General features: G+C 72.6%; 15 protein-coding genes. 4 read left to right on the top strand and 11 right to left on the bottom strand.

The genetic code is table 11. From position 1 onward, the window contains the following. Positions 1-43: 43 nt before the first annotated feature. The 3 genes from Aiant_RS36065 to Aiant_RS36075 form a co-directional block, all read right to left on the bottom strand. Positions 44-2110 carry a M6 family metallopeptidase gene (locus Aiant_RS36065; RefSeq protein ID WP_229830283.1) on the bottom strand — a complete coding sequence of 689 codons (2067 nt, stop codon included), beginning with the start codon at positions 2108-2110 and terminating at the stop codon, positions 44-46. 125 nt (positions 2111-2235) lie between these two features. Next, a complete protein-coding gene (locus Aiant_RS36070) occupies positions 2236-2982 on the bottom strand; it encodes an ABC transporter permease (RefSeq protein WP_189331770.1) in 747 nt (248 codons plus the stop codon). After that, on the bottom strand, positions 2979-3869 hold the full coding sequence (locus tag Aiant_RS36075) for an ABC transporter ATP-binding protein (RefSeq protein WP_189331769.1): 891 nt from the start codon (positions 3867-3869) through the stop codon (positions 2979-2981). Before Aiant_RS36075 ends, Aiant_RS36070 begins: the two co-directional genes overlap by 4 nt. 148 nt (positions 3870-4017) lie before the next feature. On the opposite strand from Aiant_RS36075, the gene Aiant_RS36080 reads away from it, so the two are divergent. Both Aiant_RS36080 and Aiant_RS36085 read left to right on the top strand, forming a co-directional pair. Then, positions 4018-5241, top strand: a complete 1224-nt coding sequence (locus Aiant_RS36080; protein WP_189331874.1) for a sensor histidine kinase — start codon at positions 4018-4020, stop codon at positions 5239-5241. A gap of 56 nt (positions 5242-5297) precedes the next feature. Beyond that, positions 5298-5891 carry a response regulator gene (locus Aiant_RS36085; protein WP_229830320.1) on the top strand — a complete coding sequence of 198 codons (594 nt, stop codon included), beginning with the start codon at positions 5298-5300 and terminating at the stop codon, positions 5889-5891. 27 nt (positions 5892-5918) lie between these two features. Here Aiant_RS36085 and Aiant_RS36090 read toward each other — a convergent pair whose 3' ends face one another. Further along, a complete protein-coding gene (locus Aiant_RS36090; protein ID WP_189331767.1) occupies positions 5919-6185 on the bottom strand; it encodes a hypothetical protein in 267 nt (88 codons plus the stop codon). A gap of 108 nt (positions 6186-6293) precedes the next feature. On the opposite strand from Aiant_RS36090, the gene Aiant_RS36095 reads away from it, so the two are divergent. Both Aiant_RS36095 and Aiant_RS36100 read left to right on the top strand, forming a co-directional pair. Then, on the top strand, positions 6294-7757 hold the full coding sequence (locus Aiant_RS36095; RefSeq protein ID WP_229830280.1) for an APC family permease: 1464 nt from the start codon (positions 6294-6296) through the stop codon (positions 7755-7757). Between the two features lie 508 nt (positions 7758-8265). Continuing rightward, positions 8266-9312, top strand: coding sequence for a glycoside hydrolase family 26 protein (locus Aiant_RS36100; protein ID WP_189331766.1), 1047 nt, complete (start codon positions 8266-8268; stop codon positions 9310-9312). Between the two features lie 64 nt (positions 9313-9376). Here Aiant_RS36100 and Aiant_RS36105 read toward each other — a convergent pair whose 3' ends face one another. From Aiant_RS36105 to Aiant_RS36135, 7 genes are all read right to left on the bottom strand, one after another. Beyond that, complete coding sequence (locus tag Aiant_RS36105; RefSeq protein WP_189331765.1) at positions 9377-10276, bottom strand: CU044_5270 family protein; 900 nt, start codon at positions 10274-10276, stop codon at positions 9377-9379. Continuing rightward, positions 10276-10860, bottom strand: a complete 585-nt coding sequence (locus Aiant_RS36110) for an RNA polymerase sigma factor (protein ID WP_229830276.1) — start codon at positions 10858-10860, stop codon at positions 10276-10278. The genes Aiant_RS36105 and Aiant_RS36110 overlap by 1 nt, the downstream gene beginning before the upstream one ends. 50 nt (positions 10861-10910) lie before the next feature. Then, on the bottom strand, positions 10911-11057 hold the full coding sequence (locus tag Aiant_RS36115; protein ID WP_189331764.1) for a hypothetical protein: 147 nt from the start codon (positions 11055-11057) through the stop codon (positions 10911-10913). A gap of 966 nt (positions 11058-12023) precedes the next feature. After that, a complete protein-coding gene (locus tag Aiant_RS36120; RefSeq protein ID WP_189331763.1) occupies positions 12024-14702 on the bottom strand; it encodes a DUF7824 domain-containing protein in 2679 nt (892 codons plus the stop codon). Next, the gene (locus Aiant_RS36125; protein ID WP_189331762.1) at positions 14699-16039 is read right to left on the bottom strand and encodes an SWIM zinc finger family protein; all 1341 of its coding nucleotides are present in this window, start codon (positions 16037-16039) and stop codon (positions 14699-14701) included. Before Aiant_RS36125 ends, Aiant_RS36120 begins: the two co-directional genes overlap by 4 nt. 32 nt (positions 16040-16071) lie before the next feature. Next, positions 16072-17016, bottom strand: coding sequence for a hypothetical protein (locus tag Aiant_RS36130; protein ID WP_189331761.1), 945 nt, complete (start codon positions 17014-17016; stop codon positions 16072-16074). A 13-nt stretch (positions 17017-17029) separates the two neighbouring features. Then, positions 17030-17716 (bottom strand): hypothetical protein, encoded by a 687-nt coding sequence (locus Aiant_RS36135; protein WP_189331760.1) that lies wholly within the window; start codon positions 17714-17716, stop codon positions 17030-17032. Between the last annotated feature and the right edge of the window lie 260 nt (positions 17717-17976).

Here is a 17976-nt window from a genome sequence, read left to right on the forward strand (position 1 = left end):
CCCGCCACCGACGGTGACGGGCAGTTCCAGAAAGGGAGGGTTGTCAGCCCCCGGGCTGCACCACGCCGTCGACAGTCAGCGTGTACGGGGCGTACTGGGTGACCGTCCCGGTCGGGTCGTCCTGCCCCACGATCGCCACCACCTTGGGGTAACCGCGCAGCTCGTCCACGCGGTCGACGGGCACCACGGCTGCCCGCCCGCTGCCGAGCCCGACCAGCACCACGTGCCATCCGCGCACCGGCACCGGGTACCACTGGGTCGGCGACTTCCACCCGTCGAGCGACCCGGCGGCGATCTTGTTCTTCCCGATCGACACCTCGCCGAGGTGCCAGCCGCCCAGGTTCACCGCGGCGTCGCTGACATAGCGGAAGCCGAGCAACACCTTCTTCCCCGCGTACGCCTTGAGGCTGTAACTGAGCTTGACGTCCGCCGCCTGCCCGGTGATCGCCGCGCCGAGCGGCCCCTTCACCGTCCGGTCCCCGGCCACCGCCTGGTAGCTCTTGCCCCCGTCCGCCGAGATGGTCACGTACCCGTAGTCGAAGTCCTTCTCCAAGCCGTAGGAGCTGGTGAACCGCAGCACCGGGTCGTCGGCCGGCACCTCGACCTGCCGCGAAGCCGTCTCGTCGGTGTCCGGCGTGTTCCCGGAGAACAGCAGCCCCGCGTCGATCTTCCAGGCGAGCGGGGTGGACGGCAGCGTGGCCGCCCCGCGGAAGGTCACCGACGACAGCTTGCCCTGCGGCAGCCGGATGAAGTCGGCTCCGTTCGGCGCCGCCCCCGGCTTGTTGTACGACGCCGGGTTCGCCAGGTTGACCGTCGACCGCAGCCCGCTCGCGGTGACCCGGTCCCGGGCCACCCCGGTGATCGTCCCGCCGGGTTCACCGACCTCCTTGTCCACCAGCGTCATCACCTGGAAGTCGTGCAGCACGTCGGTCAGCCTGATCCCCTTCGGCAGCACCGACTGCACCGCGTCGAGCGACTGGTGCTCCTTGTCCCGGTGCAGCTGGGAGAGCATCTTGGCGCCGAACCGGTCACGCAGGTAGACCATCAGCTCATAGGTGATGCCGTAGTCGGCGAGCACCTCGTTCGGGTCGCCCTCGTCCCACAGGTTCAGCGAGTTCTGCGGGCCGCCGCACTCCCGCGGGTTCGCGTTGTAGGTGGTCTTGACGTTGCCGAAGCCCTGGTAACACGCGAGGTGGCTGTCGTACCCGGCGTGGTGCACCCCGATCCGGGCGTCGACATATCCCACCACGGTCTGTGCGTAATCGGAGAGGCCCTCGTTGAGCCAGTCCGCCTCGCCCGGGTCGGCGTAGTACTCCAGCAGGTGCTGCCACTCGTGGGCGAAGGTGCCCTCGTACATCCGGGGCCGGGCCGGCCGGCTGGTGCACAGGTCGTCGGTCGGCTCGTTCTTCGGCTCGGCGCCCAGCCGGTGCTGCCAGTCGTAGGCGTCGATGGTCATCACGTTGCGGTCGAACAGTTCGTTGAGCTGCGCCGAGAAGAAGCCGGCGATGTAGGTCGGCCGTTCCGGGAAGTGGAAGTAGTTGTCGTCCCGGACGTTGTCGACCAGCGTCACGGTCTTGTCCCCGTCGCCGGTGAAGTCGCCGTCCATGCCGGGGTTGGTCCCCGACCGGTTCGGCGGCGTGCTGAACGCCGCCGTCTCCTTGGGGTAGATCGTCGTGTCGAACTGGTCGACCAGGTCGGCCACCTGCGCGTCGGTCACCTCGGTCGCGTTCTTCCGGCAGTCGGCGGCCGGGAACGCGATGTCCTTGGCCACCCACACCTCGATGTGCCGCCCGACCGCCCGCAGCGTGTAGTCCTTGCGGTAGAGATCACCGTCGGTGTCGTCCAGGCCCACCCAGCTGCGGACCGTGCCGACCGCCGGGGTGCCCGCGGACGCGCGGCGGGCGGTGGGTTGCGGCCGATAACGCGCCGCCGGGAGCGCTTTGCCGGCAAACCTCAGTCGCGTACGCGTGAGCTCCCGCCCGTCCTGCGCCGGAAGCACCCCGGCGTGCCGCTCGGCGGCGGCGGGCCGCTCCCGTGCCTCGGCCGGGCTGGTGAGTAGCGGGGTCAGGGCCACGATCGCCGCGACGCCGGCGATACCAGTGCGATTCACGAAGCGGACGTTACCTGCATAAAGGTGCGAATGACCCCAACACGCGCAGTCGATCATGAACGGCGGCGGGGTGCCGGCCGCCTCCCAGGATGGCACCCCGCTCGCCGCGACGACTCGGAATCGCCTCAGGTGACCTCGCGCCGCAGCACCCGGACCAGCCCGGCGGCCAGCGGCACCAGCACCCAGACCGCGACCGAGACGCCGAGCCGGGCCCACTCGCCGGAGGTCATGTCCGGTTCGGACAGCGGGGTCGAGGTCAGGTTGATGTCCAGCCACTCGGCCGGCGTCTTCAACGCCTTGATCATGTTGCCGAGCACCGTCCAGACCAGCGGCAGCGCGAAGTACAGCACGATCGCGAGCGGGGTGTTCAGCAGCAGCGCGCCGAACCCGATCCCCATCAGCACGAAGATCACCTGGAGCAGCAGGCCCTGCCAGAGCAGCGACGCGTCGACGTGCCAGGACCCGTCGCCGCCGATCGCCCGGGCGATCACGGTGGCGACCGCGCTGAGTGCCGCGGTGGCCACGGTCGCCGCCACCGCGATCAGCACCCCGGCCGCGATCTTCGCGACCATCACCCGGCCGCGCGCCGGGACCAGGGTGAAGGTGGCGAGCGCGGTGCGCTGCGACCACTCGCTGGTCACCGAGAGCACGCCGAGCACTGGCAGCAGCACCGCGGACGGCGCCAGGCCGAAGGCGAAGAACCCGGCGTAGGTCATCTCCTCGTCCGGCGCCCAGCCCAGGATCACCGCCGAGGTGGCGGCGGTGGCCAGGCCGATCACCAGCAGCAGCCAGAAACCGGCCCGGGTGTCCGCGAGCTTGCGCAGTTCGACCAGGGTGAGCCGGGCCGGGGGGATCGTCGCGACGGTCGTCATCGGGCCACTTCCTCGAGTTTGGTCAGGCGAAGGAACATCTCTTCCAGGCCGCCGCTGCCGGCCGGGCGCAGCTCCAGCAGCACCACCCCGGCGCCGGCCGCGGCGCGGGCGATCGCCTCCGGCTCGGCCGGGACCAGCACGGTGCCGTCCGCCGAGCGGGTGCCGGTCAGGCCCAGCGTCCGCAGCACCGTGTCGAACGCCGCCGGGTCGGCCGGGCGGACCACCGTGCCGGCCGCGCTGAGCAGCGCGTCCTTGTCGCCCTGGGTGAGGATGCGGCCCTTGCCGATCACCACCAGGCGGTCGGCGACCGCCTCCACCTCGCGCAGCAGGTGCGAGGAGAGCAGCACCGTGCCGCCCCGGTCGGCGAACTCGCGCAGCAGCCCGCGCATCCAGAAGATGCCCTCCGGGTCCAGGCCGTTGGCCGGCTCGTCGAGGATCAGCACGGCCGGGTCGCCGAGCATCGCGTACGCCAGCCCGAGTCGCTGGCGCATGCCCAGCGAGTAGGCCCGCAGCCGGCGCTTGCCGGCCGTGGCGTCCAGCCCGACCCGGGTCAGCCGCTCCGGCACCCGCCCGGTGTCCAGCCCCATGGTCAGGGCGGCCAGCGCCAGGGTCTCCCGCCCGGTCCGCCCGGCGTGCTGCGCCGACGCGTCGAGCAGCACACCGACGTGCCTCCCCGGGTTGCCCAGCTGGCGGTAGGGCCGGCCGCACACGGTGGCCGTGCCCGCGGTCGGTGGGGTCAGGCCGCAGATCATCCGCAGCGTGGTGGACTTCCCGGCGCCGTTCGGCCCGAGGAAACCGGTGACCGTGCCGGGCTCGCAGGTGAACGACACGTCATCGACGGCGACCTGGTCGCCGTACCGTTTGCTGAGGTTCTCAACGGCAATCATGGCCTCAGCCTGCGGGTCGTGAGGCGGCCGGCGCTTCGGTCTTCGGTCGATGTCCGCGAACCTTGGTCTACCCGGCGATTACAACTTTTGGCGGTATCGGCCGGTGTCGCCGTCCCCATAAAGTCGACGCGTGGGAACGACGGTGGAGATGAGTTGGCTGCTGCCGGCCGCGCTGTCCGCCGAGCCGGACGCGCCGGCCCGCCGGTCCACCCGCGACTGGGTGGTCGACAGCCTCTGCTTCGTGCTCGGTTTCGGCTTCACCGTGCTGGCCACCGCCGACCTGCTCGGGTGGAGCACCGGCATAGTGCGCGAGTGGCAACCCACCGCCGGCTGGGTGGTCTGGGTCGACGGGGTGCTCAGCGCCGTCGCCGGGATCGGCCTGTGGTGGCGCCGCCGCTTCCTCTGGCCGCTGGCCATCCTGGCCCTGGTGCTCTCCGCGTTCAGCGTGGCCGGTGCGGTCACCTTGACGATCATGCTGCTCACGGTGGCGGTGCACTGCCGCTTCCCGGTGCTGGCGGCCTACGCCGCGGCCGGCGCCGCGACCAACCTGATCTTCGCGGCGGCCCGGCCGGACCGCACCAGCGGCTACTGGGAGACCGTGTGGTGGGGTGTGGCGATCGTGCTGATCATCGCGCTCTGGGGGATGGTCGTCCGGGCGCGCCGCGAGCTGGTCGCCTCCTGGCGGGACCGGGCCGCCCGCGCCGAGGCCGAGCAGCAGTTGCGCGTCGAGCAGGCCCGCACGCTGGAGCGCACCCGGATCGCCCGGGAGATGCACGACGTGCTGGCGCACCGGATCTCCCTGCTCAGCCTGCACGCCGGGGCTCTGGAGTTCCGGCCCGACGCGCCGCCCGCGGAGATCGCCGGGGCCGCCTCGGTGGTCCGGGCCACCGCCCACCAGGCGTTGCAGGACCTGCGCGCGGTGATCGGCGTGCTGCGCACCGATCAGACCGGTGAGGAGCCCGCCCCGGAGCGGCCGCAGCCCACGCTGAGCGGGCTGCCCGCGCTGGTCGACGAGGCGCGGCTGGCCGGTGACAGGGTCGCCCTCGACGTCCAGGTCGACCTCGGCGAGGTGCCCGCCGGGACCGGGCGCACGGCGTACCGAATAATTCAGGAGGGTCTCACCAATGCCCGCAAGCACGCGCCGGGTGCGGTGGTCCGGGTGACGGTCGACGGCGCCTGCGGCGCCGGCCTGCACATCGCGATCGCCAACCCGCTTCCGGTGGGCGTCTCCACCAGACCGCCCATTCCCGGTACGGGCATGGGCCTGATCGGCCTCGCCGAGCGGGCCTCGCTCGCCGGCGGTCACCTCACCCACAGCACGGACGGCGCCGACTTCCGCCTCACCGCCCACCTGCCCTGGGCCGCGGGGTGACGCCGGTGCGGGTGCTGATCGTCGACGACGACCCGCTGGTCCGGGCCGGCCTGTCGATGATCCTCAAAGGCACCGGTGACGTGCACGTGGTCGGCGAGGCGAGCGACGGCCGGGAGGTGCCGGCCGCGGTCGCCGAGCACCGGCCGGACGTGGTGCTGATGGACATCCGGATGCCCGGGGTGGACGGGCTGACCGCCACCGAGACGCTGCGCCGGCGTCCCGGCGCGCCCGAGGTGCTGGTGCTGACCACGTTCGACGCCGACGAGTTCGTGCTGCGCGCGCTGCGTGCCGGGGCCGGCGGCTTCCTGCTCAAGGACACCCCGCCCGGCCAGATCCGGGACGCGGTGCTGCGCGTCGCGCGCGGGGAGGCCACCCTGTCGCCGAGCGTCACCCGGCAGCTGATCACCCACGTCACCACGGCGCCGCCGCCGGACCGGGGCACGGCCGGGCGCCGCCTCGATCAGCTCACCACCCGGGAGCTCGACGTGGCGCTGGCCGTGGCGCAGGGCAAGTCGAACGCGGAGATCTCGGCCGACCTGTTCATGTCGGTGGCCACGGTCAAAGCGCACGTGTCCCGGCTGCTCACCAAACTCGACCTGAACAACCGGGTGCAGATCGCCCTGCTGGTCCACGACGCCGGCCTGGCCTGACCGGCACGCCGCGCGCCGCCCGCGGCCTCACTCGAACAGGCTGTGGTCCTTGCCGCCCTCGGCGCGGCGGCGGGCCCGGCGGCGCAGCTGGATCACCACCATGTCGGCGACCGCGGCCACCGCCCAGGCGGCGAGCAGCCAGCCCGGCACGGTCCAGCCGGCGCGGAACAGGAAGATCGACAGCACCGTGCAGATCACCAGGCCGGCCGCGGCCAGGACGAGCCGCAGGTTCAGCGGACTGTACGGCTCCTCGACAGTGCCGCGGCGGCCGGGCGGTTGCGGGCCGATGGGCATGACCACGAATCTACTCGGCACGGGCCTGTCCTAAACAAGCCGCCCCAAGATCGGGTAACTTCGATATGTTCGGCGTCTGGCACTGATCCGCTGTGGACAGGAGGCGCCGTGTCGGATACGGGGCTCACCGAGCAGAAAACTCACCAACTCGGCACCTGGTCCGTGTTCGTCATCGCGGTCTCCGCGATGACGCCACTCACCGTCGTCGCCGGGGCCCTGCCCCTGGGCTATGGGGAAGTCAAGGAGAAGGGCATCCCGGTCGCCTATGTGCTGGTGGCCGCGGTGCTGGCGATCTTCACGGTCGGGCTGGTCGCGATGGCCCGGCACGTGCCGAACAGGGGCGCCTTCTACGCGTATGCGGCCAAGGGCCTCACCAGACCCGCCGGTGTCGGCACCGCGTTCATCGCGCTGCTCGCCTACAACGCCATGCAGATCGGTCTGTACGGCGCGTTCGGTGTCGCCGCGCACAACGCCGCGGCCATCTTCGGGCTGAAGGTGTCGTGGATCGTCTGGGCGCTCCTCGCCTGGGCGGTGATCGCCCTGCTCGGCCTGCGGCAGATCGATTTCAACGCCCGCATCCTGACCGTCCTGGTCTGCGCCGAGGTGCTCATCGTGCTCACCCTCGACCTGGTGATGGTGGCCCACCCGGCCGGCGGCTCGGTCTCCTTCGACACCCTCAACCCGGGCCTGATCGCCAGCGCCGGCGGCGTCTCGCTGCTGGTCGGCGCGGTCGCCGGGATGGTCGGCTTCGAGGCCCCGCTGGTTTACGCGGCCGAGGCGCGTGACCCGCGGCGCACGGTGGCCCGGGCGATCTTCATGACCCTGGCCGTCGCCGCGATCCTGTACGGCGGGTCGGCCTGGGCGATGTCGGTCGTCGCCGGCCCGGAGCACATCATCGACGTGGCCGCGCGGTACCTCAACGACCTGTTCTTCGTGCTGCCCGACCCGTTCCTGCCGTCCGCGATCACCGACCTGGCCCGGGTGTTCTTCGCGACCAGCCTGTTCGCCGCGATGCTCGCCTTCCACCACACGGTCGCCCGGTACGCGCTGACCGTGGCCCGCGAGGGCGTGCTGCCCCGGTCGCTGGCCCGCACCCGCGACGACGTCCCGGTCGCCGCCTCGATGGCCCAGTCCGCGCTGGCCCTGGTGGTGCTCGTGGTCTTCGCCGCGCTGGTCCTGAACCCGACCAGCGACCTGTTCTTCTTCGGCACGGTCTCCGGCGGTCTCGGCGTCCTGGCGCTGATGACGATCGCCTCGTACGCGGTGGTCCGCTTCTTCCGCCGGGACGCGCACGGCGAGACGCGGTGGCGTCGCGCGATCGCGCCGTGGATCGCCACCGTCTTCCTCACCCTGATGCTGCTGCTCTCGGTGGCGTTCTTCGGCGACCTGCTGGACTCCGACAACCCGTTCAAGGTGTGGTCGCCGCCGCTGGCGTTCCTGATCGTCTACCTGCTCGGCGTCTGGTGGGGCCGCCGCCTGCGCCGCGACCGGCCGGCGGTGTTCGCCGCGATCGGCAGCGGCCTGCCGCCCGAGGAGGCACCCGCCGACCCGGAAATCGATCACTCAGAGTGACTGGCCGTGCGGGGTGCGTGCGGCCAGGCGCCCCGCTCTCGCGCGCACGGGGGCCGGCTGCCGTAAGCATCGTCACTATGCGCTACCCGGCACTGGACCTGGCGCCGGGAAACCTTATGATCTTCACGGTCGAGCGGGCCACACCGCTCGTCATCCGGCAGCCGTCGTGAAACCCAAGAAGTCTTACGGCGGTGGGCTGGTCGATCCGCCGGTGTCCCGGCATCCGAACCCACCAGTCGGACCCCGGCGGATCCGTAAACTTCCGGCGCTACGAGCAGGCCGGCTGCCCTGGGCGGCGCGTTCGCGCGCCGCCCAGGCCTGTTACCGGCGGTGACGACACCCGCAACCTCCCCGCACCGGCACGGGCACTTGCCGTGCACCTTGCGCCCTGGAATCTCTTTCCCATGCCCGGCGGGACACCGCCGGACAGGTGCCCGGCGGCCAACACCCGCTGGACAGTGCCCGGCGGTCTCGGCCGCTGGACAAACGGGGGGATTTCTCAATCTTGATGCGTTCGACGCTGCGCAAGACCGTACTGACGCTGACCGCTCTCGCCGCCGGTGTCACCGGTGCCGTGACGGCCACGCCGGCACAGGCCGCTACGCAGGCTGCCGACGCGGGATGCGTGACCGGCGCGAAGCTGGTCCCGACCTGTGGCGTTCTGTGGGGCGGTGCCGCCGGTGGCTTCACCAGCGCGCCCCGGGACGCGGCGCTGAAGACCTGGGAGAAGGCGAGCGGCCGGACCGCCAGCATCTTCCACCAGTACCACAAGGGCAACGAGCCGTTCCCGACCAAGGCCGAGATCGCCATGACCCAGGACGCCGCGAACCCGCGGGTGCTGCTGGAGAACTGGAAGATCGCGTACGGCACCACCTGGGCCGCCGTGGCCAAGGGGCAGCAGGACAAGCGCATCGACGCCTTCGCGGCGCGTGCCAAGGCGTACGGGAAGAAGTTCTTCCTGGTCCTGAACCACGAGCCGGAGAACGACGTCGTGGCGCGGGCCGGCTCGGGCATGGAGGCCAAGGACTTCGCGGCCATGTACCGGCACACCATCCTGCGGCTGCGCGCCCAGGGCGTCACCAACGTGACCAACGTGGTGGCCTACATGGGCAACGAGAAGTGGATGGCGCAGTCGTGGTGGAAGGACCTGTACCCCGGCGACGACGTCGTCGACTGGGTCGGCCTGGACTCCTACGTCTCCGTGGAGAAGGGCTACTACCACTTCGGTGACTTCTCGTCGCTGCTCGACCGCAAGGCCAAGGGTGGCGCGCAGGGCTGGTACGACTGGGCCACCACCAAGCACGCCGGCAAGCCCGTCATGATCGCCGAGTGGGGCGCCTACCACCGCGTGGGCAAGAAGGCCGACAAGTCCTTCGTCTACAACAGCGTCATCGAGCAGCTGAAGAAGCGTCCCGCCATCAAGGCGATCGTGCACTTCGACACCAAGCACGACGACGAGGGCGACCGCGACATCAGCATCGACAGCAGCGCGTCCTCGCTGGCCGCGTTCAAGAAGCTGGCCGCCAACCCGATCTTCAACGTCAAGATCGGCTGAACTTCACCCACCCCCTGAGAAAGCGCCGTCCGGGTCCCCGCCCGGGCGGCGCTTTCGCTTTGTCTCAGGGCCGGTCGCCGGCCTTGCCGACCACCGCCTTGGCCAGGACCGCGCTCATCCCGATCACCATGCCGGCCCTGCCCTGCTCGGTGTCCTCGATCAGATAGGTCCGCTCGCCCAGGTACTCGTGGGTCGCCGCGTCGAAGATCCATTCACGGCGGGTCATGCCGTTGCCGGCGACCCGGGCCACCGCCACCCCGTGCCGTCCGGCCGCGTCCTCGGCGTCCGGCAGCAGCTCCACCCCGGGGATCCTCGCGGCCGCGCCGTACAGCGCCGCCACCACCTTCGGCCGCAGCACCGTCGCGTTCTCCTCCAGGTAGTCACCGATCAGCGTGAACGCCTCGGCGTCGACCTGGTTGTCCGACTTGCGCGCCTCGGCGTACACCTTCGCCAGCATCGCGTCCGCGGTCTCCGGCAGGCCCGGATCGATGTCGATCGTCCGATAGGGCCCGAGATCCCGCGACTTGCCGCCGTCGCGCAGCAGCCCGTGCCCGCCGACGACCAGCGGGATCCAGATCTCCCGGTCGCTCGGCTCCGGCATCGTCGCCCGATCCTTGCCGTCGATCGCCAGGTAGGCGGTCCGGCTCCGGACGTACAGATATCCGCCCGCCGCTTCCGGCCGGCCTCCGGCCGCCACCGCTGCCTGACCGAGAAAGCTCACGGCAGCGTCGTGGTCACCGTTACTGATCTTGACGTACGGCGGAGCCGGCGCCCGATGCCAGGGGACCACCGTCATCCCCACCGCCAGGGTGACGGCGAGCACCCCGGCGGCCGGGATCAGCATCCGCCAGGGGCGACGCCGGGCGGCAGGCTCCTCGATCGCGTTCAGCAGCCGTGCCTTGAGCACCCGTTTCCGCTCCTCGGCCAGCTCCGGCCCGGCGGGCGGCGTCATCAGGTCGTCCATCAGTACTCCTCCCCGGTGAGAACGAGCCGTGCCGAGGGCCGGTGCAGCTCCGCCTCGGCCAGCGCGCGGAGCCTGGTGCGAGCGCGGGACAGCCGGGACCGGACCGTGCCGATCGGGATGCCGAGCGCCTCGGCCGCGGCGGCGTAGTCCACCTGCTGCCAGACGCAGAGCAGGAACACCTCACGATCCGCCCGGCGCAGCGCCCGCAGCGCCGCGGTCGCCGCGGCGAGCTGTGCGGAATCGTGCAACCGGCCGACCACCTCGTCGGCGAAGTCCGGCACCGCGTCGCCGGGCGGCAGCCGGGACAGCGCCGCCCGGTGCCGGCGGGCCGCCCGCCGGCGGTTGCGCAGCACGTTGGTGGCGATGCCGAGCAGCCACGGGCGCAGGCTCTCGCCGTCCGGCCGCAGCGTCTCCCGGATCCGCCAGGCCTCCAGGAAGGTCAGCGACACCACGTCCTCGGCGTTCGCCGGGCCGCCGTCCATCCAGGCCGCGTGCCGGTACACCGCCGGGGCGTGCTCGTCGAACAGGTCCGCGAAGGCGGTCGCGTCCCCGGCCCGGATCCGGGCGCGCATCGTTGCTGTCACACCCATACCTGTCCGCGGGCGGCGTCGAGTTCCCGACGATCTTCCGGTACTCAGGGCAGGCCCGGCATCGGCGGTCCGGCCGTGTCCGCCTGGTGCTCCACCTGTTCGTCCGCCGAGTTCACGCGGATGGTCGCTGTCAGGTCACCGGCGGGCCGGGGCCGGCTGGCGCCATGCGCCGTGTCGTCGAGCTTGACCACCGCACCGCCGCGTTCCGTCGCCGTGGCGGCCGTCCCGGAGACGGGACAGCCCCTGAACCGGCCGGCCGCGGGGTCGTGAGCGGCTGTTGGTTCCGGGTGGTGGCGAGCCGGTGTCTTCCCAGCTGCCTGAACTGGCGGGCTGGTCGTGGGCTTCGGGTGGTCGCGGGGTCGTGAGCGGCTGGTGGTGGCGAGCCGGTGTCTTCCCAGCCGCCTGGACCGGCGGGCTGGTCGTGGGCTTCGGGTGGTCGCGGGGTCGTGAGCGGCTGGTGGTGGCGAGCCGGTGTCTTCCCAGCCGCCTGGACCGGCGGGCTGGTCGCGGGTTTCGGGTGGTCGAGGGGTGGTGAGCGGCTGGTGGTTCCGGGTGGTGGCGAGCCGGTGTCTTCCCAGCTGCCTGAACCGGCGGGCTGGTCGCGGGCTTCGGGTGGTCGAGGGGTGGTGAGCGGCTGGTCGTCCCGGGTGGGGGCAAGCCGGTCTCGTCCCAGCCGCCTGAACCGGCGGGCTGGCCGCGGACCTCGGTGGTCGCGGCGTCATGAACGGCTGTCGGCCCCGGTGATCGCAGGCCCGGTAGTTGCGGGTGGTGGCGAGCCGCGGGTGATGGCGAGCGCCGGGTGGTTGTAGGGCGAGAATCGCCGCGTGGCTGCGGACCTCGCTGGCTATGGCTGTGGGTTGCGGACCGTGGTCGGCAGGGCGTATGCGGTGCCGGCCCGCCGGCCGGATCGGGAGCGCGTCGTCCCGGTCCGGCCGGCGGGCGGACCGCACGCGGCCGGCTCTGGAGCCCCGGGATTCCGGAGTGGGCGCCGGCGGGCGGGCCGCACGCGGCCGGCTCTGGAGCCCCGGGATTCCGGAGTGGGCGCTGGCGGGCGGGCCGCACGCGCCCGGCTCCGGAGCCCCGGGGTGGGCGCGGCCCGGTCTGCCGCCCGGGCGCATGGTCGCCCGGCTCACGCCGGGCGACGTCTGTGGGGTGGCTCAGGGATGGAGGACGCTGTGCAGGCGCTTCGCCTCCTTGACCAGGCGGGTGCTTCCGGTGCGGGCCGCCACTTCGGCGAGACCGGCGATCTCGGTGCGCGCGTGGACGGCCCCGGCCACCTGTGTGGACAGTTCGAGCAGGTCGGGCAGGCCGCGCTGGGCGGTCGGCAACAGGGCCGGCAGCGCGGCGGCCAGCACCTCCCAGACCGCGAGCGACGCCCCGGCCAGGTGCGCCTCGGCCAGCGCCGGCGTCAGACGGGACAGCTTCACCATGCCGTCGGCGCACACGTCGCCCAGCGCGGCGCCGACCGCCGCGGCGAACGGCTCCGGGCGGGCGGCCAGCGTGAGGAACGCGTCGACCGCCGCGACCCGGCTCTCCGGGTGCCGGGCGCCCAGCGTGTAAGCGATCCCGTAGGCCAGCGCGGGACCGACCGGGCCGGAGCACGCCGCCAGCAGCGGCAGCACCTCGGCCCCGCGCCGCTGATCCTGATCGGCCAGCGCGGCCAGCTCCGGCAGCACCCAGGACGCGATCGCCTCCCGATGGTGCGGCAGCGTCATGGCCAGCACGTCGCCGCAGAGCACGAAATCGTCCGGCCACCCCCGTGGCTCGGGGCCGGGGGTGGTGGTGAGCAGTTGGCGTTCCAGCCGCAGACCGCCGTCGCGGGCCGGACCCAGGATGGTCACCACGCGCCGGGCGACCCCGGCGCCGCTGTAGTAGTAGTCGTTGAGCGGCCGCTGCTCCCAGCGCCGGCTGATCGGGTCGGGCAGGCCGCCGCCGGCCAGCCACGCGGCGAACTGCCGCCCGGCCGGTGAGGTGAGCGTGGCGGCCTGCTCCACGACCGCCGGATCCGGCTCCCGCGGCAGCCGCAGCAGCGCCTGCTCGAAGTCGACCGGCCACGGCTGCCAGCCCTCCGCCTCGGCCCGCCGCAGCCGCTCCAGCAGCACGGCCGGGTCCAGGCTGCCGGTCACGTGGGTCGGCGTGGCCACCACCATCGGCACCATGGTGCTGGTCAGCTGGCTGGCGACCTCGGCGACCCGCAGCCCCAGCACCCCGTCCGGAGTGGCGACCAGCGGCGAGTCCTCCCCGCCGCGCCGCCCGTCCTGCCAGGCCCGGCGGACCGCGGCGACCAGCCGCTGCCACTGCGAGCCGTGCTTGGCGGTGCCGAGCGCGGACCGGATCGCCACGCCCAGGTGGGTGAGCGCGGCGGAGTGGTTCCAGCTGTGCTCTTCGAAGTCGCTCGAATACCGCTCGAGCACCGGCCGCAACGCGGTGGCCAGCGCCGCCGGTCCGTCGGTCGCATAGAGCGAGACCAGGCCGGCCAGCACCCGCTCCCAGGCGATCGCGGTCTCCTCGTGACAGAGCGCGACCAGCTCCTCGGCCAGCTCGCCGGGGGTGGCGATCGGCGCGGGCAGCTCGGCCGGTGGTGCGGCCGGGGGCAGCTCCGGGACCTCGGCCGGCGCCTCGGCCATCGTGCCGAACAGCTCGGCGGCCCGGCGCGGCAGGTCGCCGGCCAGCACGGCGGACGCGTCGGCGAGGCGGGCCACGGTGTCCGCGTCGAGCTTGCCGGTCTGCTTGCCGATCAGGGTGAGCGCGCGGTCCTGCACGTCGAGGGCCGGGTGCCCGAACGCGGCGGCGACCGTCTCCAACACCTCACCTGCCCGGTCCGGGTGCCGGCGGGACACCTTGTCCAGCCAGGTGAGCTGGGACTTGACCAGCGTCTTCTCCTTGCGGACCAGGGTGGGGCCGCTGGTGTCGAGCAGGGTCTCCAGCTCCAGGCGGCCGGCGTCGTCGACCGTGCGCAGGGCTTTCTGCGCCAGCGCCGCCACCGTGCCCGGGGCGTCCGGGAGCAGGCGGGCGTAGTCGAGGGCGTGGCTGGACAGCTCGTCGAGAGTGGGCTCCAGCAGGTCGTGCAGGAGGACGAAGGGGCGCAGGTCATGCGGTTTGCCGCCGCGGAGCAACCGGTCCACGGTGAGGTCGAGATAGGTCTTGCGCTCCAGCGTGCCCTCACCGATCAGGTGCGCCAGCACGGCCGGGAGACGCGGGGTGGCTGTCCACTCCTTGGCTGTGTCGTCCCACGATCCGGCGGCGAGGTCGGCGGCGAGACCGTCGAACTCGAACAGCGCGGGCAGCAGCGTGTCGCGGTGCGGGTCGTCGCGCAGCCGCATGCTGAGCGGGGGCAACCGGCGATCCCAGTGGTGGGGCCGGGTGAGCAGGTTGGCGAGCCAAGCGCGGGCCACGTTCTCCCGGACGGGCGGCTCGGCCCGGCCCTCCCGGAGCAGTGCGGCGATCATCGGCCAGAGGTCCTCGTCGGCGTCCCGGGTCGGTAGCCGGGTGGCCAGCCGGGTGCCCAGCTCGCCCAGCCAGGGCAGCCGCCGGAACCGGGCGAGCTCGAGGAACCGCTCCGGTCCGATCCCGGTCCAGGTCTGCATGCTGGTGCGCAGCAGCAGGGCCGCGGCCCGGGCGGCGGTCGGCATGCAGCCGATCACGGCCAGCGCGTAACCCGGCATGGGATTGAGGTCGTGCCGCCACCACTGCGTGGCCTCGGCTCTCACCCCGGCCTCGACGTCCTTGGCCAGGGCGACGCGCTCCTCCTCCGAGGCGCGGACCAGCAGGGCGATGACGCCGGCGGTATCCGCCTTTTTCGCCCGCCGCTGGAGAGCCTCCCAGGTGAGGGTCATGCCGCGGCCTCGGCCTTCGCGATCGTCTCGGCGGTCTCGCCGGCGTGGGCCATCCGGACCGCGAGGACGTGTTTACATGGGCCGCGGCCACCGCGGTGTTTCGCCCACCACGGGCACGTGCAGGACTGGGACTCGGGGCGCACGTGATACGTCTCGTCGCCGCTGACCACCGTCGACACCTCCGGGCCGAGAGTGACCGCGCCGGCGCTGATCAGGGCGCGAGCACCGGCCAGCCGCGGGTTCATCCGCTCGACCGCGTCCGCCGTGTAGGGCAGGGTGCGGTGGAAATAGCCGGCCTCGGCCACGTCGTAACCCACCCGGCCGGCGGTGCCGAGCTGGGTGAGCGCGTCGCGGATCCGGGCGGCGTCCAGCCCGGAGGCGGTGGCCAGGGCGTCCACGTCGATCGCCGGGTCCCAGGAGAGCAGGGCGCTGACCAGGTCGGCGTCGTCGGAGACCTCGTCGGAGGCGAGCGACTCCAGGACCGCGCCCTCGCCGGAGAAGCCGCGGTACGGCTCCGGGGAGAGGGTCAGCGACAGTCGCAGCGTGGGGGTGGTCAGCTCCCACGTGCTGGCGACCGGGCCACTGCCCGCGGCGACCGGCGGGCCGTAGACGCGCAGGCTCACCGCGTACCGTAAGAAGGGTTTGAAAGCGGACAGGCGGCCCGCACCCGGCAGGCAGACCGCGCCCGGGGTGGGCCTCGAGGTGAAGCGCAGCGAGCGGCCGGCCGGGACAGCCCAGAGCACCGACTTGTCGGTGGCGGGCAGGCGGTTGAACAGGGCACGGGCCTCGGCGACGCCGATCTCGGCGCGCGGGTCGAAGCGGGCGGTGAGCACCTGCGCCTCGGCGAAGCCGCGCAGCCAGCGGGCCGGCAGCGGCACCTTTCTCTCCACCAGGGGGCCGTCGAACGTGGTCACGGTGAGGTCGTCGGGGCCGACCGCGACGTGCATCGGGTCGGCGCGGCCGACCCGGAGGAGCGCGCGCTGCAATGGCAGGTTGACGTCGACGTTGGTGGTGCCGTGGGCGAGGATCTCGCCGTCCAGGCCGCCGGGGAGCACGTCGAGCCGGGCATAGACCCCGCAGCAGCCGGAGAACGACTCGAACCGCAGGCGGTCGGAGCCGGCGGTGACCACCGGGTCGAGGCTGGCCGGCGGGAGCGGCCGGAAATAGCGGGTGCGGGCCACCTCGGCCACGGCCAGCAGGCCGGTCGCCGCGGCGCCGGGCGAGGTGAGGAAGCCGGTGAAGAAGCGCGGGTGCGCTGCCGGGCCGCCGGAGGTCTGCAAGGTCAAGCGGTCGTCCAAAGTCGACGAACCGAGGTACGAGTAAGCCGCGGTAACCATGCGCGAGAACCTAGAACGTGGGTACGACAGTTTCAGCCGCGGCGGCGCAGCAGGAGCACCGAACCCCGGATCATCCGGACCGCGAACAGCACCACCACGATCGTCACGGCGTGTGCGGCGAACCCGGCGACCGAGGTGTTGCCGCAGGCGGTGCCCACCCACCGGTCCCCGGCGATCGCCCCGCCTCCGATCAGGACGGCCAGCACGAGCACCGGGATCACGCTGCTCCGATTCCACGGTTCGGCGGTACGCGGCGGCGAGACGGCGTGCGACCTGGGATGCAACGTGCCGGCCGGGATGCCGATGAGGAACCGCTCGTCCTCAGTGGCGGCGTAGTGCTGGATGGTCGCCGCGGCGAAGGCCGGTGCGACGCCGTCCACCCGCAGCCGGTTCGGGTTGACCACCCAGCCGGTCGTCCGGACCAGGTCCGGCGTGCGGTAGCGAAGGCGGACCTCGAACGGGCCGGTCCAGATCTGCCGCGGATCGACGGCGTCCCAATCCGCCGTGACCGTGCCGAAGAACTTGTCCGCCCGCAGCCCGTCCGCGGTGAGGGTGAGGCCCATCCCGCGCAGGGTGACGCGGGCGCAGAGGATCAGGAACGCGCCGGCGACCGCGCCGACCGTCCACATCACCGGGAGGATGTCGGTCTCCGTGTCCGGTACGACCGGGACGACGCCCAGCATGGCCAGCATGGCGACGTTCAGCAGCGGGAACGTGCCGGTGCGCGGGGTGTGCAGCGTCCGCTCCCGCTCGTCGAGCACGAACGCCGGGAGCTGCTGGCCGGGACGCATCGTCGCACCCAGGATCGCGACGGCCGGGACCAGCGCGCCGACCCCGATCACCAGGAGGACGGCGGCGGCCGGCTCGGGCGGGGCACCCAGCTCGACCGCGCCCACCACCAGGGCCGTGACCGCGGCGGCGACGAGTACAATCACTACACGCCGCCGATGAGCCGCCGCGGACAATCTCAAGATCATCGGCGGATGATAGCTACCGCCGGCGTTTGCGGTAGCCGCGGATCGCATCGACGAGCACACCTCCGGTGCCGACCGTGACGCTGCCGGTCAGCAGGTGGACGAGCACGGCGCCCGCCGAGTCGTCGCCGAACCGTTCGTCGGCCCAGACCTCGACGCCGATCATCACGGCGAGCACGATCAGGGTGATCACCACGGTGGCCGCGAGGCGGCGGCCGGTCCAGGTGGTGGAGTCCGATGCGGCCGGGACCGGTCGTTCGATCGCGGTGAGCAGGCGGGCGAGGCCGTCCGCGGTGCCGATCCGGGCGCGTTCCTCCGGGTGGGCCAGGTAGTGCCGGAGTGCGGCGGCGGCACGCTCCGGGCGGATGCCCTCGGTGACCACCGTGCCGCGGCGGACCAGCCGGTGGGTGACCCGGGCCGCCTCGGGGCGCCGGTAGCGCACCCGCACCTCGTGCGAGCTGACCTCGGGCGGGCGGTCCGGGTCGAGGGCGGTCCAGGGGAAGGTGAGCGCGCCGGAGTACTTGTCGGCGTGGACGCCGTCCTGGGTCAGGGTGACGGCGAGGCCGTGCCAGAGGGCCCGGAGGTAGGCCAGGAAGCCCAGGGCGGCGAGCGGTACGACGATCCGGTACTGGGCGGTTTCGGCCGGGCTCAGCAGCAGGAGGCCGAGCAGGGTCAGGTGGGCCACGCCGAACAGGGTCGTCATGCCGGTCGACGGCGGCGCCCCATCGCATGATCACCCGCGGATCGTACAAGCGCCGGCAGGTCCCAAAGGTACAGAACCGCAGTCGCCGGTAGCAGTGGGACCAAGGGGACGCGCTGGCGGGTGGTCGTCGTCATGCGACTAATCTCGCGGTGGGTGCGGTGACGGCTCCGTGATCAATCTGTGGGTCGTCGGTGAGACCCCAGGCGTCCGGCAGCGGTACGTGCCACGATGGGCGAAGTGTGCGAGTGTCCCGGTTCGGA

The sequence above is a fragment of the Actinoplanes ianthinogenes genome (assembly GCF_018324205.1).
Classification (GTDB): Bacteria; Actinomycetota; Actinomycetes; order Mycobacteriales; family Micromonosporaceae; genus Actinoplanes; species Actinoplanes ianthinogenes.